25 protein-coding genes are annotated in these 26,753 nt (G+C 38.2%); 7 read left to right on the top strand and 18 right to left on the bottom strand.

All coding sequences use genetic code 11. The features are described from left to right. Positions 1 to 26: 26 nt before the first annotated feature. From C0J00_RS02075 to C0J00_RS02065, 3 genes are all read right to left on the bottom strand, one after another. On the bottom strand, positions 27 to 653 hold the full coding sequence (locus C0J00_RS02075) for a ribonuclease P (RefSeq protein WP_104967338.1): 627 nt from the start codon (positions 651 to 653) through the stop codon (positions 27 to 29). Between the two features lie 207 nt (positions 654 to 860). Further along, complete coding sequence (gene rlmD / locus C0J00_RS02070) at positions 861 to 2,216, bottom strand: 23S rRNA (uracil(1939)-C(5))-methyltransferase RlmD (RefSeq protein WP_104967337.1); 1,356 nt, start codon at positions 2,214 to 2,216, stop codon at positions 861 to 863. Further along, positions 2,213 to 3,178: a helix-hairpin-helix domain-containing protein gene (locus C0J00_RS02065; protein ID WP_104967336.1), complete on the bottom strand. Its 966-nt coding sequence runs from the start codon at positions 3,176 to 3,178 to the stop codon at positions 2,213 to 2,215. Before C0J00_RS02065 ends, rlmD begins: the two co-directional genes overlap by 4 nt. Before the next feature lie 60 nt (positions 3,179 to 3,238). Between C0J00_RS02065 and C0J00_RS02060 the strand changes: the two genes are divergently transcribed. The 5 genes from C0J00_RS02060 (at position 3,239) to C0J00_RS02040 (ending at position 7,244) form a co-directional block, all read left to right on the top strand. Then, complete coding sequence (locus C0J00_RS02060) at positions 3,239 to 4,018, top strand: phosphotransferase (protein ID WP_104968802.1); 780 nt, start codon at positions 3,239 to 3,241, stop codon at positions 4,016 to 4,018. A 2-nt stretch (positions 4,019 to 4,020) separates the two neighbouring features. Then, entirely contained in the window at positions 4,021 to 4,797 is a 777-nt protein-coding gene (gene recX / locus C0J00_RS02055; protein ID WP_104967335.1) for a recombination regulator RecX, read from the top strand. An 80-nt stretch (positions 4,798 to 4,877) separates the two neighbouring features. Further along, complete coding sequence (gene ntdP / locus C0J00_RS02050; RefSeq protein ID WP_104968801.1) at positions 4,878 to 5,411, top strand: nucleoside tri-diphosphate phosphatase; 534 nt, start codon at positions 4,878 to 4,880, stop codon at positions 5,409 to 5,411. A gap of 89 nt (positions 5,412 to 5,500) precedes the next feature. Continuing rightward, on the top strand, positions 5,501 to 5,818 hold the full coding sequence (locus C0J00_RS02045) for a DUF960 domain-containing protein (RefSeq protein WP_104967334.1): 318 nt from the start codon (positions 5,501 to 5,503) through the stop codon (positions 5,816 to 5,818). 80 nt (positions 5,819 to 5,898) lie between these two features. Then, a protein-coding gene (locus C0J00_RS02040) for an IS3 family transposase (RefSeq protein WP_199773974.1) occupies positions 5,899 to 7,244 on the top strand; the annotation gives its coding sequence in 2 pieces (ribosomal slippage) (positions 5,899 to 6,340 and positions 6,340 to 7,244; 1,347 coding nt in all). Between the two features lie 57 nt (positions 7,245 to 7,301). Here the strand turns inward: C0J00_RS02040 and C0J00_RS02035 are convergent. From C0J00_RS02035 to C0J00_RS02020, 4 genes are read right to left on the bottom strand one after another with little or no spacing between them, the layout of a single operon-like run. Beyond that, complete coding sequence (locus C0J00_RS02035) at positions 7,302 to 7,991, bottom strand: Bax inhibitor-1/YccA family protein (RefSeq protein ID WP_104967333.1); 690 nt, start codon at positions 7,989 to 7,991, stop codon at positions 7,302 to 7,304. Between the two features lie 21 nt (positions 7,992 to 8,012). Beyond that, a complete protein-coding gene (locus tag C0J00_RS02030) occupies positions 8,013 to 8,516 on the bottom strand; it encodes an HD domain-containing protein (RefSeq protein ID WP_104967332.1) in 504 nt (167 codons plus the stop codon). 39 nt (positions 8,517 to 8,555) lie between these two features. Then, the gene (locus tag C0J00_RS02025; RefSeq protein ID WP_104967331.1) at positions 8,556 to 9,296 is read right to left on the bottom strand and encodes a TrmH family RNA methyltransferase; all 741 of its coding nucleotides are present in this window, start codon (positions 9,294 to 9,296) and stop codon (positions 8,556 to 8,558) included. A gap of 42 nt (positions 9,297 to 9,338) precedes the next feature. Continuing rightward, positions 9,339 to 9,635: a DUF4298 domain-containing protein gene (locus C0J00_RS02020; RefSeq protein ID WP_104967330.1), complete on the bottom strand. Its 297-nt coding sequence runs from the start codon at positions 9,633 to 9,635 to the stop codon at positions 9,339 to 9,341. 187 nt (positions 9,636 to 9,822) lie between these two features. On the opposite strand from C0J00_RS02020, the gene C0J00_RS02015 reads away from it, so the two are divergent. Then, positions 9,823 to 10,101: an acylphosphatase gene (locus C0J00_RS02015; protein WP_104967329.1), complete on the top strand. Its 279-nt coding sequence runs from the start codon at positions 9,823 to 9,825 to the stop codon at positions 10,099 to 10,101. An 81-nt stretch (positions 10,102 to 10,182) separates the two neighbouring features. Next, a complete protein-coding gene (gene yidC, locus C0J00_RS02010; protein ID WP_104967328.1) occupies positions 10,183 to 11,100 on the top strand; it encodes a membrane protein insertase YidC in 918 nt (305 codons plus the stop codon). A 204-nt stretch (positions 11,101 to 11,304) separates the two neighbouring features. Here the strand turns inward: yidC and greA are convergent, their stop codons facing one another. The 11 genes from greA to C0J00_RS01955 all read right to left on the bottom strand — a co-directional run bounded on the left by greA (position 11,305) and on the right by C0J00_RS01955 (position 26,740). Further along, positions 11,305 to 11,796 carry a transcription elongation factor GreA gene (greA, locus tag C0J00_RS02005; RefSeq protein ID WP_104967327.1) on the bottom strand — a complete coding sequence of 164 codons (492 nt, stop codon included), beginning with the start codon at positions 11,794 to 11,796 and terminating at the stop codon, positions 11,305 to 11,307. Between the two features lie 239 nt (positions 11,797 to 12,035). Continuing rightward, positions 12,036 to 13,901, bottom strand: a complete 1,866-nt coding sequence (gene mltG, locus C0J00_RS02000; RefSeq protein WP_104968799.1) for an endolytic transglycosylase MltG — start codon at positions 13,899 to 13,901, stop codon at positions 12,036 to 12,038. A 92-nt stretch (positions 13,902 to 13,993) separates the two neighbouring features. Continuing rightward, on the bottom strand, positions 13,994 to 14,485 hold the full coding sequence (locus C0J00_RS01995; protein ID WP_104967326.1) for a GNAT family N-acetyltransferase: 492 nt from the start codon (positions 14,483 to 14,485) through the stop codon (positions 13,994 to 13,996). A 633-nt stretch (positions 14,486 to 15,118) separates the two neighbouring features. Beyond that, a complete protein-coding gene (murC, locus tag C0J00_RS01990; RefSeq protein ID WP_104967325.1) occupies positions 15,119 to 16,450 on the bottom strand; it encodes a UDP-N-acetylmuramate--L-alanine ligase in 1,332 nt (443 codons plus the stop codon). 9 nt (positions 16,451 to 16,459) lie between these two features. Beyond that, positions 16,460 to 17,161 (bottom strand): hypothetical protein, encoded by a 702-nt coding sequence (locus C0J00_RS01985; protein WP_104967324.1) that lies wholly within the window; start codon positions 17,159 to 17,161, stop codon positions 16,460 to 16,462. Positions 17,162 to 17,220: 59 nt separating this feature from the next. Then, positions 17,221 to 20,319 carry a DEAD/DEAH box helicase gene (locus tag C0J00_RS01980; RefSeq protein ID WP_104967323.1) on the bottom strand — a complete coding sequence of 1,033 codons (3,099 nt, stop codon included), beginning with the start codon at positions 20,317 to 20,319 and terminating at the stop codon, positions 17,221 to 17,223. Between the two features lie 601 nt (positions 20,320 to 20,920). After that, positions 20,921 to 22,231: a ribosome biogenesis GTPase Der gene (gene der / locus C0J00_RS01975; protein ID WP_104967322.1), complete on the bottom strand. Its 1,311-nt coding sequence runs from the start codon at positions 22,229 to 22,231 to the stop codon at positions 20,921 to 20,923. 58 nt (positions 22,232 to 22,289) lie between these two features. Then, positions 22,290 to 23,192 (bottom strand): primosomal protein DnaI, encoded by a 903-nt coding sequence (dnaI, locus tag C0J00_RS01970; protein ID WP_104967321.1) that lies wholly within the window; start codon positions 23,190 to 23,192, stop codon positions 22,290 to 22,292. 2 nt (positions 23,193 to 23,194) lie between these two features. Continuing rightward, positions 23,195 to 24,367, bottom strand: coding sequence for a replication initiation and membrane attachment family protein (locus C0J00_RS01965; protein ID WP_104967320.1), 1,173 nt, complete (start codon positions 24,365 to 24,367; stop codon positions 23,195 to 23,197). Continuing rightward, positions 24,367 to 24,840 (bottom strand): transcriptional regulator NrdR, encoded by a 474-nt coding sequence (gene nrdR, locus C0J00_RS01960; RefSeq protein ID WP_104968798.1) that lies wholly within the window; start codon positions 24,838 to 24,840, stop codon positions 24,367 to 24,369. Before nrdR ends, C0J00_RS01965 begins: the two co-directional genes overlap by 1 nt. 442 nt (positions 24,841 to 25,282) lie before the next feature. Beyond that, on the bottom strand, positions 25,283 to 26,740 hold the full coding sequence (locus tag C0J00_RS01955) for a HAMP domain-containing sensor histidine kinase (RefSeq protein WP_233995856.1): 1,458 nt from the start codon (positions 26,738 to 26,740) through the stop codon (positions 25,283 to 25,285). Positions 26,741 to 26,753: the final 13 nt, after the last annotated feature.

Here is a 26,753-nt window from a genome sequence, read left to right as displayed (position 1 = left end):
TTCAAAAAGTGAGCTCCAAACGGAACTCACTTTTTTGTAGCTTCATAATAAGGAAATAGATCTCTAAAAGCTTCTAGCAGTTTTGGAACCAACTCTTGGATAGTCATCGTTTCTGTCATTGGGATATCCTTTTTAACTAAAACTTTTCTAATATTCCCGTCAGCCAGCTCCTCTAGCAATTTTTGTCTATTGCTTTCCGTTCCTTCTTCCCGATGACTTTCACCATTTTCTTGAACCCAATAATAGAGTGGCTCAGTTATCGGAACGTCTAAAACCTTCGCCTGTTTAGCCAGTGTTTCATCTGATTTCTTACGTTCAATGAAACTAACTTCAACCGAGATACCAAAATCATCCTGTTGACCATAGAGGCGAATGGCAAACCCAACCTCATCATAGTTATCATCAATAGCATGGAAATAAGTCCAAAAATGTGGTCGTCCTATTTGAGCCTGATTGGCCCAGTTGCTGACACGATCCATTTTAAAACCAGGCAAGTCTTGAGACAAAGCTTTAGATAAGTTCCTCATCTCAGCACGCGCAGCTTGTCCCTGTGCCTTAAATGCCCTCATCGCATCTGCTTCTGTACCAGATTTTTCTGGTTTAACGTACTTAAGACCTTGATAGAGTAAATAGTGATTGATTTGAGAAAACATAAGGGCTCCTTAACATGGGTTATTGTAACAACTTTGATTGAAGTAAAGAAATCTCTTAATTAACAGCGATATATTTGCAAAAATCTCGTAGAAGACTGTTGTAAACTCCTAACTAAAAAACAAGAGTTGAGGGATTTCGGAAGTGAAATAATCTGGAGAAAGATCGTTTTAGCCAATCCCTTGAAATTGGAAAGGATTGGAGAACTTTTATTTTAGCGTTAGCTTCACAACCGCCTCTGTACGTGCAGTATGCGGGAACATATCCACGCTTTGTATATACTCTACCTGATAAATCTTCGCTAGCTGGACCAGATCACGCGCCAAGGTTGAGACGTTACAAGAGACGTAAACCATTTTTTTCGGTTGGTATTTGACAATGGTTTTGAGAAGGGCATCGTCTAAACCTGTTCTTGGTGGGTCCACAACAAGGGCATCTGCTCGATAACCTTCTTGATACCACTTAGGAATGATTTCTTCTGCTTTACCTGCTTCGTAGTGGGTATTGTCAAAGCCCATACGACGTGCATTTTCTTTGGCGTCTTGAATGGCTTCTGGGATAATATCCATCCCGCGCACGCTCTTGACCTGCTTAGCAAAAGCAAATCCAATCGTACCAACGCCACAATAAGCATCAATTAAGTGGTCTTCTGGACTAACATCGAGTGCCTTAACAGCTTCACCGTAGAGCACTTCTGTTTGTTCAGGGTTGAGCTGGTAGAATGCTCTTGGAGACAATTGGAAACCATAGTCCAAAACTTCCTCTTCAATAGCATCCTGCCCCCAGAGAATCTCCGTTTCTGCCCCATAAATCTCACTGGATTTGGACGTATTAAGGTTAAAGGCAACTGTTTTGATTTGTGGAAAGGCTGCAATCAAATCCTTAATAACAGCCGTTAGATTAATCCACTTGCTCGAAATAAAGATGATTTGAACTTGGTCAGTGGCTTCTGCTTTACGAACCATGACTGTCCGAATTCCCTGAATTTTACGCTCATTGTAGATAGGAACCTTGTGCTTATCCAAAAGATTGGTAATCTTGTTAATGATTTCCTGCGTCAACTGGTCCTGTACCAAACAATCTTCCAAAGAAACAAGTCGATGACTTCCTTCAGCATAGAGACCTGCTTTAACAGAACCACCAAAAGAGCGGGTTTGAAACTGCAATTTAGCCCGGTAATGTTGCGGCTTATCCATCCCTAATGTTGGACGAATCTCATAGTTCTCAAAACCTGCTGGTTTAAATTTCTTAAGGGCTTGCTTGAGCAAATCCACCTTAAAATCAAGCTGTTTGTCGTAGCGTAGGTGCATGATTTGGCAACCACCACAAGCTTCATAGATGGGACACTCTGGCACGACACGGAACTTAGACTTCTTATTGATATCAAGAAGCTTGGCTTCAACGAAATTACGCTTAACAGACGTCACCTGACAAAAGACTTCCTCACCTTTAAGGGCACCTCGAACAAAGACAAGGGTTTTCTTGTAAAAACCAATCCCTTCGCCATTGATACCCATACGCTTGATTTTCAAAGGAATCCGTTGTTTAACTTGTAATGTGCTCACGACTGAAATACCACTCCCTTCTCTTTTAGCGCCCTAAGTGTTGCAGGACCCATTTTAGGGATAGCTAGAAATTCTTTCTCGGTCCATTCTTTAAGATCTTGCAAGGTCACAATACCAAGATTATACAAAGTCTCTATCTGTGCACTGTTTAAAACGGCCAAGTCTTCTACAAAAGGCCCCCCAGTTTCAAACTCCAGAAATTCATGGATAACAGACATAATGTAATGACTTGATGGGATAAGAATGGCTAAAAAAGTACTGAGAGAAACATAAACAGCTGTCATGCTATTAGGTTGATAGGCATCTAAACTTCCTGCTTCCATAATCTCATCCATAGGCATAACAGGATTTTTACAAAATTCTTTGAGCCCATCAATTCGGTATAACCAGCCATCAAGTAGGGTCTTAGCTTCTTGATCATTACCAGCTAAAATATTAGCAATAATCATCGGAATGACCATCATTAAATCGTCTCGATGATACGGTTGACTAGCAAATAAAGCTTTGGCTGCTTGGTGATTTGACGTCAAAACATAGATAGCCATCAGTTCATAACGGGTACCTAATCGATCCCCCTCATCATGATTGTAAATCTCTAAAAAATGAGTCAAAGCTTTTTGATAAAGACCACTCTGCTTATAAACGACAGCAAGCTCCATCTTCGTGGATAGATAAGGGCGCTCGTCCAAGTTTATCCAACCAACTGGCTCAGAAGCTAGCCAGCTATCATGCCCCTGAGCTTCCGTTCTTTCTAAGTCTCTGAGCGTTTGATAGCTCATTTTGCCTAAGGCTGCTTCTCCTTCTAAGTCTTCAAACTCTTCTCCAAATGCCAAATCATCATAAAGTTCATCCAACTCCTCATCAGAAAAACCAGCTAATTCACTTTGGAGGAGTTCTTCAAAATCCTTTTCAGCTAAATAGTCGCTAAAATCGACAATCTTATCATTATTTTTTTTAGTCATATCAACTCTTCTTTCAAGGAATCTTTGCTACCATTTTACCATTTTTGTTATAATAAAGGCATGAAAAATCTTGAATTCAAACTGAAGATTGAAGAATTCCCCGACAAATTACAGCCTTATCTCAATAAACAAAAGTGTTATGATTTATCATCTCATTCTGGAGCACTGGTTCTAAAAGTTGGTAATGATTTCTTTCTGAAAATTGATGCACATGGAAAACTTGCCAAAGAAGCAACATTAACTCACTATTTTTTCACACATGATATGGGAGTTGAGGTGATTGATTATATCAGTACCGACAAAGACTATCTCCTGACAAGGGCAGCAATGGGTTCTGCTGCAACATCTTTTTTGGATCAGCCAGAATCAGTCTGTAAGATTTTAGGAAAAGCATTGCGTGATCTGCATCAATTAAGACCAAAGGATTTTCCGCAAGACAATCTTCTTGATACTTATCGTCAAACAAGCAAAATCAACTATCAAAAAGGTGTTTTCTATCAAAAAGCACTCCTTCCATACTTTAATATCTCAGGTAAAGATGAAGCCATTTACTTAGTACAAGACCAAGGATATCTGTTAGAAACAAATGCCTTCATACATGGTGATGCCTGTCTACCTAATATTATTTTAAAAGACAGCCAAACTTTCTCAACCTTCATAGATTGGGGCCTTTCTGGCTATAGTGAAAAGCATATTGATATCTTTTGGGCTATTTGGTCCATCCATTATAATTTAGCTGATAACAAATACATCGATATTTTTCTAGACAGCTATTCACGAGAAGAAATTGACTGGGATAAATTAAAAATTGTTGCAGCACACGAAGCCTTTGGAGACTAAGCATGAAAATCACTAAAATCGAGAAGAAAAAGCGTCTCTATCTTTTAGAGCTGGATGAGTCGGATAAATTGTATATTACTGAGGATACTATCGTTCGTTTTATGCTGACCAAGGGCATGTCTGTTTCTAAAGAAGAATTGAATCAAATTCGTCAGTTTGCCCAATTTTCTTACGGGAAAAACCTAGCTCTTTATTTTCTTTCTTTCAAACAACGCACGGAAAAAGAAGTAAAAGATTACCTTTATAAACATGAGATTGAGGCATCTATCATTCCACAAGTGATAGAAAATCTAAAAGCAGACCGTTGGATAAATGATAAGCAGTTTGTCATCTCTATTGCTGAACAAAATCTATCCAGTGGTGATAAGGGAGCTTTTGTCATCAAACAAAAACTCATACAAAAAGGTATTTCTAGTGCTACGATCGATGGCGTTTTAGGTGACTATGACTTCATAGAAGTCGCTGAACGCGTCGCACAGAAACTCTTGCGCAAGTATGAGGGTAAGCTAGCTTTTAAAGCCCTAAAAGACAAGCTCAGCCAAAGTCTAACGAACAAAGGATTTTCCTACCAAGAAGCTAAAATCGCTGTTGAAGGTCTAGATTTGGAGAAAGATGATGAAACCGAGGAAGAACTCATCTACCAAGAATTAGACAAGCAATATCGGAAGTATAGCCGAAAATACGAGGGCTATGATTTAAAACAACGGTTAACGCAGGCTTTAGCCAGAAAGGGCTATGATTTCGATGCCATTCGTTCGGCATTAAGAGACTATTTGTAATCCATCTTATCTCAATGTGATTTTTTCTGAAAATTATGATAGACTAGTAAGGACAAAGAAATTGTAGAAAGATGATTGCCATGAAATTACCAAAAGAAGGCGACTTTATTACAATTCAAAGTTATAAACATGATGGTAGTTTGCACCGCACTTGGCGTGATACTATGGTACTCAAAACAACGGAAAATGCAATTATTGGTGTGAATGACCATACGCTCGTAACCGAGCATGACGGTCGTCGCTGGGTGACCCGTGAACCCGCAATTGTCTACTTCCACAAAAAATATTGGTTCAATATCATCGCAATGATTCGAGATAACGGCGTTTCTTATTATTGCAACCTGGCTAGTCCTTATATTCTTGATCAAGAAGCCCTCAAATACATCGACTACGATTTAGATGTCAAAGTCTTTGCCGATGGGGAGAAAAAACTGCTTGATGTTGATGAATATGAGATTCACAAGCGAGAAATGCACTATTCAGCTGATATTGATTTTATTCTCAAAGAGAATGTCAAAATTTTAGTGGATTGGATTAACAACCATAAAGGACCATTTTCACAGTCTTACGTTAATATCTGGTACAAACGCTATCTTGAGCTGAAGAAGCGTTAAAGTTGTCCATAGGAGCTGGAGAAAGGTCTTCAGCTCCTTCGCTTTTGCCGGCAACACCAAAATCATCAACATACTAGAAAGGAGCTTATATGGCTTTTGAAAAAACAAGCGCTCGTTATGCTAGTTTTGGTGTAGCGACTAGCTTACCCAGCGAACTCATCGATACGTTTTGGGATATTTTGGACAATTATTTAAAGTCAGTTGTCCCTTTAGACAGTATTTTAACCTTTAACCTGAAAAAGTCTAACAAAGGCATGACCTATGAGTATCATGATGTCAAACGAAAGCTCATGATTGCTTTTGATTACAAGTATCCTTTTGACCCCTTCTTCCCCCAAAAACTCTATATCGTTGATAACAGGGGCCGACAGACTATTCTTCTTGCCCATGAGTTAAACCATTTATAGAAAGATTACATCAAAAAGACTTGCCCTGAACTGCACCCCAAAAGTTAGACACAAAATCTAACGATTGGGGTGCTTTTCCTATGAAGTTAAGTTATAAAGATAAACTAGAAATCTATGAGCTGAGAAAGAACGGAATGTCGTGGCCTTGGATTAGCCAACAATATGATGTTAATATTTCTAATCTCACATACATGATGAACCTCATGGATCGGTATGGCGTAGAAGTCGTTGAAAAAGGTAACAATCGGTATTATTCTCCCGAATTAAAGGAGGAAATAATAGATAAAGTCTTGATTCATGGTTGTTCTCAACTCTCAGTTTCTCTTGATTATGCCTTGCCAAATCGAGGAATACTTCCAAATTGGATAGCGCAATACAAGAAAAACGGTTATACTATTCTTGAAAAACCAAGAGGGAGACCGAGCAAGATGGGACGTAAACGCAATAAAACCTGGGATGAAATGACGGAATTAGAACGCCTTCAAGAGGAAAATGAACGTCTCCGAACTGAGGTGGCCTTTCTAAAAAAGTTGAGAGAACTTCGTTTAAGGGACGAAGCTCTAGCGCGCGAACGGCAGAAACAATTAGAGACATGGTCCAAGAAGGATTCCGACTAGACCTCCTACTTGCGACAGCTAAAATGCCTCGCTCCACCTATTATTATCAAGTCAAGCAACTGGATAAACTCGACAAGAACAAAGCAATTAAGACTGAAATTCAAGCCATTTATGATGAACATAAAGGTAATTACGGCTATCGTCGAATTTATTTAGAACTCAGAAATCGTGGATTTGTGGTCAATCATAAGAAAGTTCAACGTCTCATGACAGTCATAGGCCTAGCAGCCCGCATTCGTCGTAAGCGCAAGTATTCTTCTTACAAAGGTGGAGTTGGTAAGAAGGCTGATAATCTAATTAAACGTCAATTCGAGGGCTCTAAGCCTTGCGAGAAGTGTTATACCGATGTGACGGAGTTTGCCTTACCTGAAGGAAAACTCTACTTATCACCTGTTCTTGACGGCTATAACAGCGAGATTATTGATTTCACTCTGTCTCGATCTCCTAACTTGAAACAGGTTCAGACCATGCTGGATAAGGCATTTCCAGCAGATTCATACAGTGGAACTATTCTTCATAGTGACCAGGGTTGGCAATACCAACACCAGTCCTACCATGATTTTTTAGAGTCTAAAGGCATTCTGCCATCTATGTCCCGCAAGGGAAATAGTCCAGATAATGGCATGATGGAATCTTTCTTTGGCATTCTCAAATCTGAAATGTTTTATGGACTCGAGACATCTTATCAATCCCTTGACGAGCTTGAAGAAGCTATTATAGACTATATTTATTACTACAACAACAAACGCATTAAAGTAAAACTAAAAGGACTTAGTCCTGTCCAATACAGAACTAAATCCTTTCAATAATGAGTTGTCCAACTTTTTGGGGTCAGTACACCCAAGCGGCAAGTCTTTTCTTACTAATTAATCATTACGTCCCAAAATACGTAGAAGGCTTAAAAACAAGTTAATAAAATCTAAGTAAAGACTAAGTGCCATTGAAATAGCCCAACCATCCTGTACATTACCACCTGTGTGTTGGTAAACACGTTTAATCATTTGGTTGTCATAAGCAATCAAACCTGAGAAAATCAATACAGAAGCAATACTGATGATGAAACTCATTGAGTCATTTCTAATAAAGATATTAACAACACTAGCAATGATAATACCAATTAGGGCTGCTAGTAGAGCTTTCGCCATACCTGACAAGTCTTTCTTAATCGTTGCACCAATGGCTGCCATAATAAAGAAAACAAGAGCAGAACTAACAAAAGCTTGAAAAACTGTTGTTTGAACGTATTGAGAAATGATAAAACTTAGGGTAAAACCGTTCAAAGCCGAATAGGTCAAAAATAGTGGCAAGGCAGCTGGTGTGTTTTTACGTGCTGCATTAGACGCCAAGAAAACCAAGGCTAATTCTACAAAAAATGCACCCAGATAAACCCATGAATACTGATTCATAATAGTGATAAGATTAGCTTGGAATGGGTAAAGCATCAACCAAGACACAAAAGCTGAAAGCCCGATACCAATACCTACAAGACTGTATATTTTAGTAAAGAAGGCTGACAAGCCGTCCTGTGATTCTGTGTAAATAAGATTGTCATTCATAACTGTATTTCCCTTTTCTAACTAACGATTGTGACTACCTAAAAACTTACGGCTAAAGCGAATAGGCTTCCCAAGCTTACGACGCATTGGAATAGTAGCTTCCTTAATCGCCCAATACTTATCAACCATGGTCACAATATAAGACTCTTTATAACGTGGAAAAGCCACTGTTGCCCCCCACATATGTTTGAGGATAATATCTTCTTCTTTTTTGTTTAGTGGTGTTAATTTTTTAGCATTACGTACCGCAATGCGTGGATGCACCCAAGCATGGCTTTTATTAAACTTCGTCACACGCCAATCATAGTAAAAGAAGTCATGTAACAAACCACCTCTAGCAGTACTGTCCTTGTCCCACCCAAACTTTTTAGCAATCTTATAGCTAGTATAAGCCACATTAATGGAGTGCTCCATCCGTGTGGAATGGTGATGTTGAACAATACCGTCAAGTTTTTGAAAGCGTGGGTGATCAATCAAATGCCCAACTAATTCCATAAATTCAGCATCTTGTTCATATTTTTTCATAATACTCACCTTTCTAGACCACTATTATACCATATTGGCTTAAAGCAAGCTAAAAATCACTATCCCTGCAGCAACGGATACATTCAGACTCTCTGCCCGACCAGGCATGCTAATATGAATCAGATGATCTGCTAGTTGGCTCGTTTCAGGACGAATCCCTTGACCCTCATTACCCATCACCAAAGCAAACTTATCAAAATGTGCTAAACTTTGGTAATCCACTGACTTATCAGACAAGGTAGTCGCTAAAACGGGTAAATTAGCTGTCTTCATTTGTTCAAAAACAGAAGTCAAAGACTGACGATAAACAGGCAAGTGGAAATGACTTCCCTGCATAGAACGCAGAGTTTTTGGATTATACAAATCCGCGGATTTATCTGATAAAATCACACCATCTAAACCTGCTGCATCCGCCGTACGAACCATAGTCCCTAAATTTCCCGGATCTTGGACATCCTCTAAAACAAGATAACGACCTGTCTTGAAGTCTGGTAAGTCCACTTTATTTAAGATAACTTCTGCCACAATCCCTTGTGGAGTTGGTGCATCTGATATTTCTTTCAAGACATCACTTGAAACCAGAACGATTTCAGAACTTGCTGTAAGCTGATCTGCCATCTCTTCTAATACAAAAATATGGCGGAATGTAGCGTTAGATTTCTGCGCTTCATCAAAAAGATGCCAGCCTTCTATCAGGTAGGAATCTTTACGATGCTTTTTTTGCAATAATTTTTTTGTTCTCTTGATGAGAGGATTGGATTTTGAAGTGATTACTGTCATATTTTTCCTATTGTCAAATGATTATTATCAGGGTATTAATGTTTACATATTTTTAGACATTTTAGCGGCTAATTCCAAACACGTTGCTAAGAGTGCATTATGGTCACTAATAAAGTTATACAATTGATCTTCACTAAGCACACCAGATTTTATATCAGCATGGGGCTGTTCAAAGAGTCTAAACCATTCCGTACTTCCATAAAAATCTCTTAGAGCTATATAATCTGCGTAATGCTGTTCGAAATCTTCGACCGCTGTACTAAGTGCTTTCAATTTAGGAGCCAAACTATCATACTTGGCTTCCATTTCTTCGATTATTTGTTTATCTTTAAGATTCATAGCCATTCCTTTCTTGCGATCATCTGTTCGTCTATTTCATTATAACAAAAGTGAATTAAACATTACTAGATGACAGCGGTAATATTTTTTTAATTGAAGTCAAACAGTTATCTTCTCTGCTGAAACAAGACTTTTGCTAACTTTTTGGGTTATAATAAACTTACTATAACATCAGGAGGATAAGAAAATGAAAAAAATTCGGATGATTGTTTCTGGTCGTGTTCAAGGGGTTGGTTTTCGTTATTCAACTTATGCCCTTGCTAAAGAAATAGGAGGTATTCATGGTCGTGTTTGGAATAATGACGATGGAACCGTTGAAATTCTTGCCCAATCTGATGATGCCAACAAGATGGCAAGTTTTATCCAAGAAGTAAGAAAAGGCCCTTCGCGCATGAGTCGCGTCACTTATGTTGATGTGCAAATAGATAACTTTGAAGACTATACAGACTTTCGTGTAGGCAATTAAAATTAGGACTTCAGAAGTATTGAGAAAATCCTTAAAAAGCTGTAAAATAGATAGGTATTACAAAATTAAAGGATATAAACTGTGAAAAAATTAACTAAAAAATTATTCTTCTCAGGATTTGCATTATCACTGCTCCTATTCCTGTCTGGATGTGTCAGAACTGAACATGGTAAACCCGTTGGCTTTGTCTGGAATACCATCGGTAAACCAATGGAAAAGGTCATCCAGTACTTTGCCAATGACTTAGGTCTCGGCTTTGGTCTCGGGATCATCGCAGTGACAATCATTGTTCGTTTGATTATTTTACCTCTTGGGCTTTACCAATCTCAAAAAGCTGCCTATCAATCTGAAAAGATGGCTTACTTGAAACCTTTCTTAGGTCCCATTCAAGAACGTATGAAGTCTGCAACAACCCAAGAAGAAAAATTAGCTGCTCAAGCTGATTTTATGGCAGCACAGCGTCAATACGGTGTTAGCATGTTTGGTGGTATTGGGTGTTTACCGCTCCTGATTCAAATGCCATTTTTCTCTGCTCTTTACTTTGCAGCTCGCTATACTAATGGTATTCAAGGTTCCCAGTTCTTATGGTTCTCCTTAGATAAACCCGATTTGCTTTTGACAGCAATCATTGTAGCACTCTACTTCTTCCAATCTTGGTTGTCAGTCGCTGCAGTTCCAGAAGAACAAAGGGCGCAAATGAAAACAGCTATGTATTCAATGCCCCTCATGATGGCCTTCTTTGGTTTTTCTTCACCAGCAGGTGTAACATTATACTGGCTTGTCGGTGGTTTCTTCGCTATTGCCCAACAATTACTCACAACTTACGTTATCAAACCTCGTTTGCGTCAAAAAGTGGAGGCGGAATTTGCTAAAAATCCTCCAAAACCTTTTAAATCAAATGCAACAGCTCGTAAAGACGTAACACCAACAGCTAATCCAACTCAAGGCGCCATTCAAACTAAATCAAATCGTAATGCTGGAAAACAGCGTAAACGTTAATTATAAAAAGGTTGAGGAACTTCTCAACCTTTTTTAGTGTTTGGAAATACCTTTATGGTAGGTAGATGATCAACATGTAGCGATAAGTTAGGATAGCTCATCTAGACAAGTTCCTAGCTTTTTCAAAAGTTCTTTACTGATGCCAAAATAAGTCAAATCAATAAAAAAGTTGACAGTTTTTTGAAACGACTGTCAACTTTTTTATTATTTATTATCTTCTGTTTTCTCAACACTGATAATTTCAACTTCATAACTACCGGCAGGTGAAACAATCGAAACCTTATCACCTTTATTTTTTCCAATCAGAGCCTGACCAATTGGGCTATCATTTGAAATTTTTCCTGAGAAAATATCTGCTCCAGCAGCACCTACAATATGGTAGGTATCTTTATCAGTTGTACCAACTTCTTGAACAACAACTGTCTTACCGATAGCAACTTCATCTTTAGCAACGGCATCACTATCAATAATTTCAGCGTAACGAATTTGATTTTCAAGTGTTGAAATTTCACCTTCAACAAATGCCTGCTCATCCTTTGCTGCATCGTATTCTGAATTCTCTGAAAGGTCTCCATAAGAACGAGCAATTTTAATACGCTCAACAACTTCTGGGCGACGAACTAACTTTAATTCCTCCAACTCTTTTTCGAGTTGCTCTTTTTCAGTTTGAGTCATTGGAAATGTTTTTTCTGACATGTTTTTCTCTTTTCTAAATCTTTTTTTATGAAAGAATGGGAATAATCCTAAAAATCAATAATCGATAGAAGATACACTGTGCATTCACTCCTAAAAAGTACTTGCAACTGCTAAAACTTTAAGAATTGATTATAGCAGCTACTAACAGCTCTCTTGATTTTTTGCAAACTTAGTTAACCAAGGATACGATTATCACAAATCTGAGACTCTTTTATCTCAGACTGATCAGTCTACTCCTTTTACTCTGCACTATTTTCCAAATGAGCATTAACATACTTAGAAACATTAGCGTCATGAGTAGCATAATCTTCCGCATAGTAAACTTCACCTGTTGTGACATCAGCAACAAAGTACAAATTATCTGTATTTGCAGGATTAATGGTTGCTTCAATAGCTGACATTCCTGGGCTATCAACAGGACCAGGCATCAAGCCAGGATTTTCATAGATATTATAGGGTGAATTGATCTTAGTGTCAATAGTAGCATCTTCACGAAGTGTCGTTTCTTGACCTAACTTGCCCATAGCATACAAAATAGCAATATTACTTTGAAGAGGCATTTGGATATTTAAACGGTTGTAAAAAACACTTGCAATATGACGACGATCTTCATCTGTGGAGCCTTCTTTTTCGACCAATGAAGCTAGGGTAAGGACTTCGTTAATCGTATGTCCTTTAGCAGCAATCTGATCAAAGTATGGTGCTAAATTAGTATTCATTGTCGCCAACATCTGGTCAACGATATCTTCAAGGCTTGACTCCTCATAATAATTATAAGTTGCTGGGAATAAATAACCTTCCAACTGGTACCTTGCTTGATCGGCTGAAGGAATATCCTTGAGTAACTCAGGGTATTTCTTAACCATTTTGTCAATGAAGTCTTTATTCTTCATCAACTCTAAAAAGTCTTGTTCAGAATATGAGGTCTTACTTGCTTTTTTCGTATTAACATTGACTGTCACCGCTTTAGCAATCTGATCTATCGTAGAACCTTCGGTAACCAAAATCTTTCCAGAAACAGGCTCTTGTGGCTCTAAAGTTCCACCTTGTTTAAGAGTGTCGATAATATCCTTCACAGTCATACTTTTTTGAAGATTATAATAACCACTTTGAAGATTTGAAACATTTTTAAAACGGGTATAATAGTTGAAAATAGCAGCATTTTTCACCAAGCCATTTTCTTCTAAAATCTGCCCAATTAATTTATTACCCGATCCTTCAGGAATTTGGACAGTAACAAATTCTTTGGAGTCTGTATCAACAGCTCCAAGTGAACTTGAAACATAACGATAGCCTAAAAACGCTGTTAATAAACCAATCAATACGATAATGGTTACTAAAATACCTGTTATTTTTGCGGCAATCCTATTATTTTTTCGTCGTCTATTCATCATTGGACGTTTTACCTCAGTAATAGATTCTTTTGCTTCTACTTGAGCCACTACAGCCTCATTTTTAGCTGCTATACTATCACTAGATAATTCATTATTCTCAGCAATATGAGTTTGTCCAGCTTCTTGCTTATGGCTCTGTTCAATGTCTGTGTCTGAAAAATCAACTTCACCAGCAGTCAATGAAGCTGAAGTTGATTGTTTTTCCTGACTAGGTCTAAGAAGGGGTGCTTTTAAATCAGCCGATAATACTTTATCATCAGTAAGCTGAAACGCTTCACTAGTACTTTCACTCATTGACACGGAGTGGCTGCTCTCTGAAACTTCAGTGGAAAGACTAAGAGACACTGCTGATTCTTGGTGATGCTTTAAATCTCTTTCACGTTGAATGCGAGCCAACTCATCTTCTCGCTCTTTAGCTAAACGTGCGGCTTCTTTTTCCTGCTGAAGTCTTACTTGTTCAGTTTGACGTGCCAATTCTTGCTCACGTTGAATGCGAGCTAACTCATCTTCTCGCTCTTTAGCTAAACGTGCAGCTTCTTTTTCCTGCTGAAGTCTTGCTTGTTCAGCTTGACGTGCTTCCTCAGCTCGTCTCTGTTCCTCTTCTTGAAGTTGACGTTTGCGATTGGCTTCTTCTAATTCTCGTAAAATACGCTCTTTAAAATTTTCCGCACCCACAGAAGAAGATTTATCATCGTCTTTAAAATCCGTCAAAGCTGATCCTCCTACATAATAATCAATCGCCATTATATCTCAAAAACCTTGGAAAAGCAACGATTACATCAGGTTGTCACCTATTCTTAACATTAGTTGATTGGATTTTCCCAGACCATATTATACCAGATACTCCCACCATGTGCTGACTCGGATTGACCTTCATCAATAAAGCCATTCATCTCATAGTAAGAAATCAGGTAATCATGACAGGTCAGATTAATGCCTTGTCGTTTTTGAGCTACAGCTAGGTCCTTAAGCGCCGCAATTAAAGCTGTCCCAACCCCCTGCCCTTGATAGTTTTTTGAAATAGATAAACTGGTAACAGCAATAAAACCACCCTCTTTAGGATTTTGCTCTACTTTATGGAATAAGTCATCCGTTAAATAGCGTTGTGATACCACTGGCCCTTCAATATAGCCAGCTATGTTCCCATCTATCACAGCGACTAGAAAAGTATCTGAAATTCGCTCAATTCTTTCTTTCATAGCTTCTGGTGTTGCAGCTTCTTCTATTGAAAAATTTTGAGACTCAATATCTGAGATGATAGCCCAGTCTGCTAATGCCACATGTCTAATTTCCATATGTCCTCCATATAAATGCTAAAATCATTCCTAGACTACTTATGTAACAAACGATGACTGCCATACAATACTTTTCTGACGATATCTTAGCATACCACCTGTCAGGCCTATCGGTAAGTCATCACCTCATCTAAGCACTATCTTCTTTGTACAAAAAATACTTTTATACTGACCGTTCTCCATCTGATAGAACATTTCCGAAAAAGTAAGATTTTTTGTCCTAAAAAAAGTCCGCCTTCCATCCCCGCAATATTAAATAGGCTTGTTTCAGAACCTAAATCGTAACCAAAAAACCATTCAGTAATGGCCGCTTGGAACTTAAGCTCCTGAGCAAGTATGCAAAGAAAACGCTAAAAGAAATAAATCCTTAAGCGTTTCTCTCGACACTGCGTTAGAATGTTATAACGAACTCCATATAGTGAGGTTGGACGGTGTTGCGTAGTCCTCTACAGCTAGTTTTAAAAACATAAGCCAAAAAAATCACATTAATCATTAAATCAACAAAAGACAATTGCACTTGATTAATCCTTTGCAATCCTATCAAAATAGAGGTACTAGGATAATTCTAAGAAAATACTACGTTGAAGTATATGTGATTCTTGCCGACTAGAAAACTTTCTGATAGTTACAAGACTACTGATTATTTTTGGTCAAATTTGCTAAAAGCTCTTCAAAAGAACGCTCATACAGTTGGATGTCACCTGCTCCCATGAAAACATAGACAGCATTGTTATGGTCAAGAAGTGGTGATACATTTTCAACGGTGACTACTTTAGCTGGTTTTTTAATGCGATCTGCTAAGTCTTCTACTTTAACATCTCCATTATCAACTTCGCGAGCTGAACCATAAATTTGTGCTAAATAAACAGCATCAGCTTCATTCAAAGCAGCTGCAAATTCATCTAACAAGGCGATGGTACGTGTAAAAGTATGAGGTTGGAAGATAGCCACAATTTCTTTTGAAGGGTATTTTTGACGCGCTGCATCCAGAGTAGCGATAATCTCTGTTGGATGGTGAGCAAAATCATCAATCACAATCGTATCACTGATTTTTTTCTCTGTAAAACGACGTTTTACTCCAGAAAAGGTTTTTAGGTGTTCTGCAACAAGTACCATATCAAAACCTTCAACAAAAAGATTAGCAATAACAGCTGTGGCATTTAGGATATTATGACGCCCAAATGCTGGTACATGGAAGCGACCAATTGCTTCTCCTTTATGCATAACAGTAAAGTCAGAACCATTTACTGTACGAGTGATATCTGTCGCATAAAAGTCGTTTGATTCTTCGAAACCATAATAGTAAATTTTTGCTGGTGAAGTAATACGACGGAGATACTCATCTTCACCAAAGATAAATAGAGCTTTTTTGACTTGCTTTGCATAAGCATCAAAGGCATCAAAAACATCATCAATACCTGTAAAATAATCTGGATGATCAAAATCGATATTGGTAATGATAGAGTAGGCTGGATGATACGGCATAAAGTGACGCTCATATTCATCAGATTCAAAGACAAAGTATTGACTGGACGCAGAACCACGGCCTGTACCATCACCGATCAAGAATGATGTATCTGTGATGTTTTTCATGACATGAGCCAAGAGACCCGTTGTAGATGTTTTTCCATGAGCACCGGCTACACCAAGGCTGGTAAATTGTCCCATGAATTCGCCCAGAAACTCATGGTAACGTTTAAAGGAATAGCCCAACTCAATAGCCTTAGCCACTTCGACATTGTTGTCTTGACGAAAGGCATTACCAGCGATTAATTCAACATCTGCTGTAATATTTTCTTCAGAAAAAGCAAGGATTGGGATACCAGCTTGTTCTAATCCACGCTGTGTGAAGTAATATTTTTCAACATCGGATCCTTGAACCTTGTGACCCATTTGATGCAACATCAGTGCCAAGGCACTCATCCCAGAGCCTTTAATTCCGATAAAATGATAGGTTTTTGACATGGTAACTCCTTAATCTTCAAAACGTGTCAAATTAAGCTCTTGAGCAATCTGACGTTCTCGTTTTTCTTGTCTTTCTTGGTGATTATAAATTTGACTGCGTTTTAAAAAGTCAAAGGTATTTTTCTTTGGTTTTGAATCTTTTTGATTCTCAGGTTTGTTATAGACTTTTGGCAAATCCACCAAAATATATGTCTCTTGGTGCAAGTTTTTAGAAAATGCAGCTATTTCAGAAGTGTGTTCTGATGCTTTGCCTTTCTGAAATACCTTAGTTTTAGTAATAGTCTGCGCCGGTTTCTTTACTACAGACCCTTTCTTTTGAAAGCTAGGTACTTCTCTTTTAGAAGACGATTGTGATAAAGCTGTACCGGTCTTAGCAGAGTGGCTAGGCTGTTTAGCGCGTTGTAACTCATGATTGACGTAAAACTGTCGCTTTTGTCGCAAATCATTTTTAGCATCTTCACGCGCCTGCTCTGCATAAGTCCGCCCCTGATCTAGCTCAGTAGGGATATTCGATCGACTATCTTCACTATCGTTACTGGTCTTAGGAACAAATTGAATACTGGGTGTTACATCAGAATAATCCTTATCATAATAAGTCCCATTAATATTAGTAATAAGATCGTCATTATCGTATAAGCGCATCGCTGTTGATTGTCCGATAACTGGTTCGTCATCGGGAATTAGGGGAAACGCACGTCTTCTGGAACTCATTAGCTCACTTCCTTTCTGTAACAGTCCTATTATAAACTAAAGCCTCTACTTTTTCAAAGTTATCTGCCGACACCTATACCAAGAATTTCTTTAATATCTTCAATACTCATATTCGCTCTCGTTTCATTACCATCTAAGACAGTGGTGACAAGATTTTTCTTGCTCTCTTGCATTTCTAAAATCTTCTCTTCAATCGTTCCGCGTGTAATCAAGCGGTAAACTTCGACATTTTCTTTCTGACCAATCCTATGGGCACGACTGATTGCTTGCATCTCAACAGCAGGATTCCACCATAAATCAATCAAAACAACCGTGTCAGCACCTGTTAGATTTAGCCCTACTCCCCCAGCTTTTAAAGAAATCAAGAAAGCATCTTTGGAACCAGCGTTAAAAGCTCGTGTCATCTCTTGACGTTGATTAGCTGGAGTTGACCCTGTTATTTTATAAGTACTCAACCCTAATGTTTCAAGTTCTTTTTCTGCAATATCAAGCATTCCTCTAAATTGTGAGAAAATCAAAGCACGATGCCCATTTTCTCTAATTTGAAGTAGCAACTCACGCAAACTGTCCAACTTCCCACTATTTCCAGAATAATCCATAAAGAGGCTTGGAGTATCACAAATTTGACGCAATCTAGTAATACCAGATAAAATCTCAATTTTTTGACGATTAATTTCTGAATCACTGGAGTGACTAATACGTTCTTGCATTTGGCGTAACTGAGCAAGATATATCGCCTTTTGACTTTCTGCCAACTCATTAGGATAAGTAATTTCAATCAAATCAGGCAACTCCGGTAAGACATCTTCTTTCTTACGGCGAAGGACAAAGGGTTTGATGTAGCGAGAAACCTGGTTAGCGTCTAGTTTCAAAAAGGCTTTTTGGCTAGGCAAAAGACCAGGTAAGACAATTTGAAAAATGGACCAAATTTCTAACAGTTTATTCTCAATAGGTGTTCCTGAGAGCGCAAAAACATTCTTGACATCAAATTGTCGTAAATAATGGGCAATTTTGGTCTGGGCATTTTTCATGACCTGAGCTTCATCCAAAATGAGGTAATCATAGGCAAAGGCTTGATATGCTTCAAAGTCTTGGCGAAATGAACTATAACTCGTAATAGTCACTTGATGATTTTCAGCAATAATCTGGTCACGTACTGGTTTCAAGCCATAGGAAACAGCCACATCAATCTGGGGTGCAAACTTATGGAATTCTTCTTGCCAATTGTAAATCAAGCTAGAAGGAGCCAAAATCAACACGCGCCCCTCTTTTGATAATTTACTTGTTAAAAAAGCAATGGTTTGCAATGTTTTTCCAAGACCCATATCATCTGCTAAAATACCGCCAAAGCCATAATGATCTAGCATTGATAACCATTGAACGCCTCTGAGCTGATAATCACGTAACTCAGCTTGTATAGATAGCTCAGGGATATCAAATGCTTCAGGATGACGTAAATCTCTAGCTAAATCTTGAAATTCTTGAGAAAAGATGACCTGTTCTGAACTCGTAAACGTTTCTGATAAATGAAAGGCTGCGATACTATCCAACTGGACATGACCATTTTGAATAGGCTTGGCTCGAAGTTCTTCCAACGACTTACTTATCTTTTGAGTTTCTTGGTCAAAGACAACCATTTTTCCTGATTGGGCAATAAAGTAAACTTGATTATCGAAGAGAGCTTGGAGGGCTTGGTCAACATCTTCTTCGCCTAGCTCTGTAAAATCAAAGGATACATCCAAGAGTCCGCCTTGACGCTCTACTCTAACTTTAGGACGTTCTACCACTCTCATCGTTTCCAAACGTTCCGAAAGCTTAACAGCTCCTAACTGGCGAAACTTAGGAAGACTTGTTTGAAAGAATTGAACCAAATCATCACTAGATGAGAGAACTTTCTCGCTATGTAAATCAAGACCAAATCCCTCTTTATCAAGCAATTGAAAAAGTCTAGCTTCTTTCTTGTAATGCACCGCAAAAGGTAACTCTTTCAGTTGCGCTTTACTGGTAATCTCGAGGTCATTAAACTGTAAGCTGGCTTGTAAGACAAGGCGATTCTCATCTTGTAAGTCAAAGTTAAAAAGCGGTTTAAACTCTCTTTGTTCAAATGTTTTAGGAGCAGCCACTGATCCAAGAAGCGCAAAATCCAAAAGGCTAGCTGCCAACTTATCCTGATCATCTAAATCAAAATACAAGTGCTTCGCTAAATCCTCAGCAATCGGTAGTGTTTTCAAAGCACTCACCAACTTCTGTTGTTTACGATCCAAGTAATAAAAATGGCCATTCGTAAAAAGATATTGATTGTCAAAATAAGCTTGATAACTGCTTTCTCTGACTCGTAATTCAATAGCCTTCTGATGCACTTCCACTTCAAACTCAAAGAGATGGTGATCTGGTTGAAGATAAGTGATATCTATATGATGGTAGGTTTTCAAACCAACTTCCAAACTGAATGCTTCTAGCTGATTAAGCAAACTCAGACCTTCCTCAAAGAAACCTGATGGTAAGAGAAGATGGCGATGGTGATTGGGATATAAAAATGCTAATTCTTGTTGAGAAGTCTCAGGTGTTATACGCCATAAAAACTCAATCAGTTGTTGACTAGCATCATCAAATTGTCCAAATGATAAGGGTTCATAATAATGTTTTCCAATTTGATAAAAGGATTCCTTCTTGATAAGATTGAGAAAACTCTTAATATCACGAATAACATAACTTCTCTGGTCAGGCAAACGACGGATACGAAGCGTCCACCAGATTTCATTCGAATACAGACTTTGCTGACCCTCAGCGCTGAGGCTGAAGACATCATCACTACTTTCATTCATTTGTAGGGTATCTAAAAATAAACTTCCAAATGACTGACGTTCTGAAACCTTTTCAACGACCTCAGACTGTTCCTCCAGCTCTTCTGCTAATTCCTGCCCTTGAATATCGTTTTTTAAAAAATATTCAATCGCAGCTAGATGTTCGCAGTAAGACTTTTCATGGAAAAAAGCACACTGACAAGTAACAGCTTCATCATCCAAAGAATACTGAATGACGACCTCATCAACACTAGCTTGTAGTGCGGTTTCTTCTTGAGAAATAATCGAAATCGCACCTGCTTCATAAAAAGCAATTCCTTGATTACGGATACGACCTGGAATTAATTTTGCCATAATTGTTTTACCTCTCATGCCAGATAAAGCTGATTAAAGGACTTTATTGCAATAACTAACTTAGCTAAACCTCGCATTATCTATCCCTTTATTATAACAAAAAGCCTAGTATTTCGCTTATGATAATTGAACAATAGAATGATTTACCAGAAGAATCAAAAAAACGAAAGTTCTAAAATGAAGTTAGCCAGTTGAGAGCACAAAAATAGCTCAGAGAAATATCATGTCGTTCACCACAAACACATAAAAGGAACTCTGAGATTCAAAATAATTGTACTACAAAAAGAAAACCGTTAACAACACCCAATCAGTTTCAGTAAATCATTTCACTAACATCATTATCCTTACCAATCTAGATTTTAGCCTGAACATAACAGATAAAGTGATAGTGCTTAGATAATTCAAAAGAGTGTGGGACAAAAATCGATAACTCGAAGTGTTCACTTTCCCCTCACTCGTTCATTCCTAGGTTTGGACAGCTCAAACAGGTAGGTGGGCGCTATTTAAGCTATCTGTGTCTCATTTTCTTGTCTGAAAGTGAATTCATTTGACGATAACCTAAAAAGGCAGGGACTTTTGTCCCTGCCTCTTTTCTGTATCACTAACTACGTTTACGTGCGATGAGATGGATCGGTGTCCCCTCAAAACCGAAAGCAGCACGAATTTGATTTTCTAAGAAACGAAGGTATGAGAAGTGCATGAGTTCTTCTTCGTTAACAAAAATAACAAATGTTGGTGGTTTAACCGCCACTTGTGTTCCATAGAAAATCTTGAGACGTTTCCCTTTATCCGTTGGTGTCGGATTAATGGCGATAGCATCCATAATAACATCATTAAGTACGGCTGATGGAATACGACGATTTTGACTTTCACTGATACGCTTAATCATCTCAGGCAATTTATTGAGACGTTGCTTAGTTTCAGCTGAGACAAAAATAATAGGTGCATAAGTCAAGAACTGGAAATTGTCGCGGATATCCGCTTCCCATTGACTGACAGTATGGTTGTCTTTTTTGATCGTATCCCATTTATTAACAACGATGATAATGCCTTTACCTGCTTCATGAGCAAAGCCAGCAATACGCTTGTCATAGTCTCGAATACCTTCTTCAGCATTAATAACCATAAGAACGACATCCGAGCGGTCAATAGCACGCATGGAGCGCATAACAGAATACTTTTCAGTGCTTTCATAAATTTTACCAGATTTACGCATTCCTGCAGTGTCAATCATGGTGTATTCTTGACCTTCGCTGTCCGTAAAGTTTGTATCAATGGCATCACGAGTTGTTCCAGCTACTGGACTAGCAATCACACGTTCTTCACCTAAAATGGCATTGATAAGACTTGATTTGCCAACATTCGGACGTCCAATCAAACTAAATTTGATGATATCTGGATTCTCCTCCTCATGTTCAGATGGAAGATTTTCCACAATGGCATCCAAAACATCACCTGTACCAATACCGTGAACAGATGATACAGGGAAAGGATCCCCTAGACCTAATGTATAGAAATCATAAATTTCAGCACGCATTTCCGGATTATCCACTTTGTTAACTGCTAGGATAACCGGTTTATTCGTTTTGTAAAGGATGCGTGCGACATATTCATCAGCATCGGTCACACCTTCTTTGGCAGACACAACAAAAACAATAACATCGGCTTCTGTCATAGCGATATCAGCTTGGTGCTTGATTTGTTCCATAAATGGTGCATCGACATCATCGATACCTCCTGTATCGATCAATGAAAACTGGCGATTAAGCCATTCAGCACTAGTATAAATACGGTCACGTGTCACTCCTTCCACATCTTCAACGATGGAAATACGTTCACCCGCAACACGGTTAAATAGCGTCGATTTCCCCACATTGGGACGTCCGACAATAGCAACTGTTGGTAAGGACATAATGTCTCCCTATCTTTTTCTATAATTATTTCGATAAGTCCCAAGGTGTAATTGATCCTTATCTTCTATTTTCACCCTGCAAGTGGGTCTCTTTAGCTAAAAAGCGTACACGCTCCATGACTCGTTTTGCTTGCCATGTTTCGTCGCCATTTCGACCATTAGCCAATTTTCGTTCTAAATCCGCAAAACTGTAATTTGACGTAAAGAAAGTTGGTAAGTTTTCTTGCATACGGTATTGCAGAATCACTTGCAAAACCTCGTCACGTACCCATGATGAGGTTTGCTCTGCACCAATATCATCAAGAACTAAAACTTCACTGGTTTTAACAGCATCAATTTCATCTTTGACCGAGTCTGTTTTTATCGCATTTTTGATATCAATGGTAAAGCTTGGATAATGCAGGATCGTTGTAAGGGCACTTTTCTTCTCTGACAATTCGTGCGCCAAAGCTGCCATGAAAAAGGACTTTCCAACCCCCATATCCCCATAGAGATATAGCCCTTTCTGGTCAGGACTAGGGTACTGGCTAATAAAATCAACCAAACTTTCATAAACATCTAAACGCTTAACATCATCCAATAAAACATCATCAAATGAAATGGATTTATAGGATTTTGGCAAACTTACCAGATTAATCCGATTTTCAATAGCTTTTTGTTCCTGCGCTTCTTTTAGCTCCCTTGTTTCCAAATAGGTCACATCCGCATAACCCTCATTCATAGTTAAAATAGGCTCGTAACCCTTGGCAATATAACTGTCTTCCTGATCTTGAAATTTACGGCGTTCATTAATGAATTGATTGAACTTTGGTAAACTCCGTTTGATTTCATCTTGTGTCAAGCCATGTTGATTGATAAAAGTCACCACATCAGGATCTGATAAGATTAGTTGGGTCACTTGGTGGGCATCGAAGTGCCTAGAATGTCCCGATTTATGTAAAGTTTGTCCTACTTTTTCCATGATCAGTCCTTTCTAAGGCGTTCCAAAGCCTTACGTCTTGCTTCCTCTAGTCGTTTTTGATCTTCATCAGACGTCTGATTCTGATAATCTTGATTACTCCACTCAGGAATATTAGGTTTTACTGATTGTTTCGAGGATGCTTGAGTTGATTTAGAGGTTCTATTTGAAAAATCACGCATCTTTAAAACTGCTACTTCAGCCTTATTAATCTCTTGATAAGCAAAATCATTAGCTATCTTCATAGCGTATTTTTTATTCACATTGGCTGAATTGGTTTTCATGATGGTATAAAGCACAATAACATTAATCACTTCATCCAAAAAACCCATTTTAGCCAAGTCTAGAAGCAACTGCCTCTCATCATGAGTGATTGACGCTTTTCGTGTCTTCTTGATTTTCGCCAAGAAAACATCTGCCCTATCAAGCTTTGCTTCTTTGACAAGAATAGCTTCTTGAGCCGTTAATTCTCCTGATTTAACAAGAAGTCCCTTAGACTGCTCTTTTTTGGTTTTCATTCTTGACAGAGAAATCGTCAAATTGATAGCTGTTTCCTTAGCTAGCAGATAAGTGTCATACCAGGTCATTTGATAATTTTCAGCAATACGATGTAAACCGATAATGTCTGATTTTTCTTGAGCAAAAGACAAGCCATCACGCTTCATCAGATTTTTGAAAGCTTCCAAATCAAAACTTTCTTTCGCATTGTTATTTTCTTTTAAAAGAGCGACGTGTCCCTGATCGTCAAAGACATCTGAAAATTTCTTAGACAAATTCTGAGCATTTTCTGGTAACACAAGATCAATCTCACCGACAGCGACTTCCCCAATTTTTTGTATCAACAACTGTCGATATAAAGAGACTTTCAAAAAAGCTTCGGTTGATAAGGGAGCTTTTAGATTGATCAGGTAGGAGTCCCGATGCTGATAGAAAGCAACCAAGTCCATTGCTGTCAAGGTTGCCAACGCTGTTTCAAAGGATGACATTCCCATCAACGTGTGATTGAGAATCTCTGAAAACTTATGTTTTTTGGCACCATCATCCTTAAAGGCAACCAAATAATGATATAGACTGAAGGCGTCTTGACCAATAATGGGATAATAACAAGTCATGAGAGCTTCTGGAGCCACATCGACCACATTACCTTTTACAAAGGAAAATTCATCAATAGGTCTCATTAACTACCCTTTTTTCCACGAACACGATTGGTAATCTGTTGCAACAATTCTTCGATTTCATCAACATCTTTAAAACTACGATAAACAGAAGCAAAACGAACATAAGTAATCTCATCTAGTTCTGCTAACTCGTCCATCACCATGTTACCAATAACTGTACTTGGCACTTCATTTTCATAGTTACTACGGATAGCCTGCTCGATACGACTGATGACATTTTCGATGTCCTCACTAGAAACTGGGCGTTTCTGTGCACTCATGATGATACCATGTAATATTTTATCTCTTGAAAAGGCTTCCCTAGTCCCATCTTTTTTGACCACCAAGAGTGGCAACTCTTCTACACGCTCAAAAGTCGTGAATCTATTTTGACAATGATCACATTCGCGACGTCTTCTGATAGTTGTCCCCTCTTCGGCTTGACGACTATCAACGACACTAGATTTTGTAGTATGACATTTTGGACAACGCACAAAAAACACCCCATCTTTCTTTATATAATGACTACTAAAGCTTTATTTAAAAGCTTCAAAAACAATTATTATAGTGAGCTTGTAATACTTAATTATAGCATATCTTGAAATAGAAATAAAACCATCAGACAGACCCTCATGATAGGTCTTTAAAAAATCGACTTCATTAAAAACAGATGAAGTCGAATCTTTTCAGAACTTTTTGCAATAATCTTTGACTAAGTCTCTACCATTCCTAGCCTTCTATCATCTGGTTTACTAACGTCATAAAAACAAACAAGCTCCTAAAGCAATGAAAGATTACTTAAAATGCCATTTGCCTCATTCATTTGTCATCTAAAGCACCCCCAGAACAACCAGAAGATCAATTAGTCTTATTGGAATTGTAAAAGTGAACATTGATATCAAACGAAAGCTCCCTACCTCTTGATCATAACAAATACTAATCATATGAAGATGTTTCGGTATCAGTTGCTAAGGGGATAGCCACAACAAAGCTTGTTCCAACATTAACCTCACTATCGACACTGAGTCGACAGTCATAAGCATCACAAATTTCCTTAAGGATAGACAGACCAATACCTAATCCTGCTCGGGTGCCTTCTCGGTTACGTGACTTATCTGTTCTATAGAAGCGCTCAAAAATATTTTGCAAGTCTTCTTTAGCGATACCCTCTCCTTCATCCTCAACGGTCACTAGAGCATAACCATCCTCTTGGTCTAAAAACAAATCGATCTGTCCCTTATTGGGTGAGTACTTGATGGCATTATCAATCAAAATCGTTAGTAACTGTTCAAAATGATTTTTAGCAATTTTAGCGCGAATATGAGCTGATTTGATATGTAAGCTAAATTGAAAATCAGGTCGTAAAATTTCAAAATTATAAAGTGCAGCTTGCATAGGTTCCTCCAAACTGGTCACTTCTTTATTTTTACCTGTTAAATTACCTTGAAGACGAATCAAATCAAGCATGTCACTGATCATCAAATTCATACGATGGGCTTCATGGCGACTAGCCTCTAAACTTTCCTCTAAAATGTCAGGATCATTTTTCCCCCAGCGACTAAGCATGTCCAAATGCCCCTTAATAACGGCAACAGGTGTCCTCAATTCATGGCTAACATCGCTGATAAATTGTTGCTGTAACTTATTTTGTTCTGCAATCCTAGACATCATGTCATTAAAGATATGCGAAAGCTCTTCAATCTCATCGCCACTATTAATATCCGCCCTAACGTCCAAATCAGTAGGGTCAGCTTCAATGCGACGCATAACCCTACGAAGACTATAAATAGGTCTTAAAAAGGTCTCTATGCTATATCGCATGATTACTAAAACAATAATAATTGTGCCGACTTCTAGGAAAAGCAATAAAATAATCAAACGATTTTTTAAAGCATAGTAGAACTCTAGATTATGAAATAATTTAGCGTATCCAATCACTTTCTTCCCTGTTTGATTAAAAACAGGAACACTTAATGTAAACCCTCTATCATCTTCGATTTTTTCAGACCGCAGAACATTGAGAGGGCCTAACTTAATATCATCTACTTCTAAACCAGTGGTAAAAAGTAGCTTTTTCTCATCATTATACAAATAAGCGACTTGGTTAGAATATAAGAGATGAGAAACCGAGTTATTTCCAGCTATAGCCATACCTTCAGTTAATATCGTTTCTGAGCTCGCCACATCAATTGTTTGCGCTGTCTGTAGATATCCCACTAAATTTTCTTTTGTTAAGGGATTATCAATATCAGAAATGTGTCTTTGAAGCAAATCGGCGGTTGATCTTATGGTTTTTTCTTCTTGCTTAATTAATAAGTCATTAGAAAAAAGCAGAACCATTATCGTAAATGTTGTTAAAATGAGAAAAAACAGCCCCATTGTGACTAGGACCATTTTTCTTCTTAGC

Origin of the sequence: Streptococcus pluranimalium (assembly GCF_002953735.1) — a bacterium.
Classification (GTDB): domain Bacteria; phylum Bacillota; class Bacilli; order Lactobacillales; family Streptococcaceae; genus Streptococcus; species Streptococcus pluranimalium.
This window is presented reverse-complemented; position numbering and strand designations above follow the sequence as displayed.

Excerpts from the sequence above, each read along its gene's own strand:
- C0J00_RS02075 (WP_104967338.1), bottom strand. The coding sequence starts at position 653 with ATGTTTTCTCAAATCAATCACTATTTACTCTATCAAGGTCTTAAGTAC.
- C0J00_RS02065 (WP_104967336.1), bottom strand. The coding sequence starts at position 3,178 with ATGACTAAAAAAAATAATGATAAGATTGTCGATTTTAGCGACTATTTA.
- C0J00_RS02060 (WP_104968802.1), top strand. The coding sequence starts at position 3,239 with ATGAAAAATCTTGAATTCAAACTGAAGATTGAAGAATTCCCCGACAAA.
- recX (WP_104967335.1), top strand. The coding sequence starts at position 4,021 with ATGAAAATCACTAAAATCGAGAAGAAAAAGCGTCTCTATCTTTTAGAG.
- ntdP (WP_104968801.1), top strand. The coding sequence starts at position 4,878 with ATGAAATTACCAAAAGAAGGCGACTTTATTACAATTCAAAGTTATAAA.
- C0J00_RS02045 (WP_104967334.1), top strand. The coding sequence starts at position 5,501 with ATGGCTTTTGAAAAAACAAGCGCTCGTTATGCTAGTTTTGGTGTAGCG.
- C0J00_RS02035 (WP_104967333.1), bottom strand. The coding sequence starts at position 7,991 with ATGAATGACAATCTTATTTACACAGAATCACAGGACGGCTTGTCAGCC.
- C0J00_RS02030 (WP_104967332.1), bottom strand. The coding sequence starts at position 8,516 with ATGAAAAAATATGAACAAGATGCTGAATTTATGGAATTAGTTGGGCAT.
- C0J00_RS02025 (WP_104967331.1), bottom strand. The coding sequence starts at position 9,296 with ATGACAGTAATCACTTCAAAATCCAATCCTCTCATCAAGAGAACAAAA.
- C0J00_RS02020 (WP_104967330.1), bottom strand. The coding sequence starts at position 9,635 with ATGAATCTTAAAGATAAACAAATAATCGAAGAAATGGAAGCCAAGTAT.
- C0J00_RS02015 (WP_104967329.1), top strand. The coding sequence starts at position 9,823 with ATGAAAAAAATTCGGATGATTGTTTCTGGTCGTGTTCAAGGGGTTGGT.
- greA (WP_104967327.1), bottom strand. The coding sequence starts at position 11,796 with ATGTCAGAAAAAACATTTCCAATGACTCAAACTGAAAAAGAGCAACTC.
- C0J00_RS01995 (WP_104967326.1), bottom strand. The coding sequence starts at position 14,485 with ATGGAAATTAGACATGTGGCATTAGCAGACTGGGCTATCATCTCAGAT.
- murC (WP_104967325.1), bottom strand. The coding sequence starts at position 16,450 with ATGTCAAAAACCTATCATTTTATCGGAATTAAAGGCTCTGGGATGAGT.
- C0J00_RS01985 (WP_104967324.1), bottom strand. The coding sequence starts at position 17,161 with ATGAGTTCCAGAAGACGTGCGTTTCCCCTAATTCCCGATGACGAACCA.
- C0J00_RS01980 (WP_104967323.1), bottom strand. The coding sequence starts at position 20,319 with ATGGCAAAATTAATTCCAGGTCGTATCCGTAATCAAGGAATTGCTTTT.
- der (WP_104967322.1), bottom strand. The coding sequence starts at position 22,231 with ATGTCCTTACCAACAGTTGCTATTGTCGGACGTCCCAATGTGGGGAAA.
- dnaI (WP_104967321.1), bottom strand. The coding sequence starts at position 23,192 with ATGGAAAAAGTAGGACAAACTTTACATAAATCGGGACATTCTAGGCAC.
- C0J00_RS01965 (WP_104967320.1), bottom strand. The coding sequence starts at position 24,367 with ATGAGACCTATTGATGAATTTTCCTTTGTAAAAGGTAATGTGGTCGAT.
- C0J00_RS01955 (WP_233995856.1), bottom strand. The coding sequence starts at position 26,740 with ATGGTCCTAGTCACAATGGGGCTGTTTTTTCTCATTTTAACAACATTT.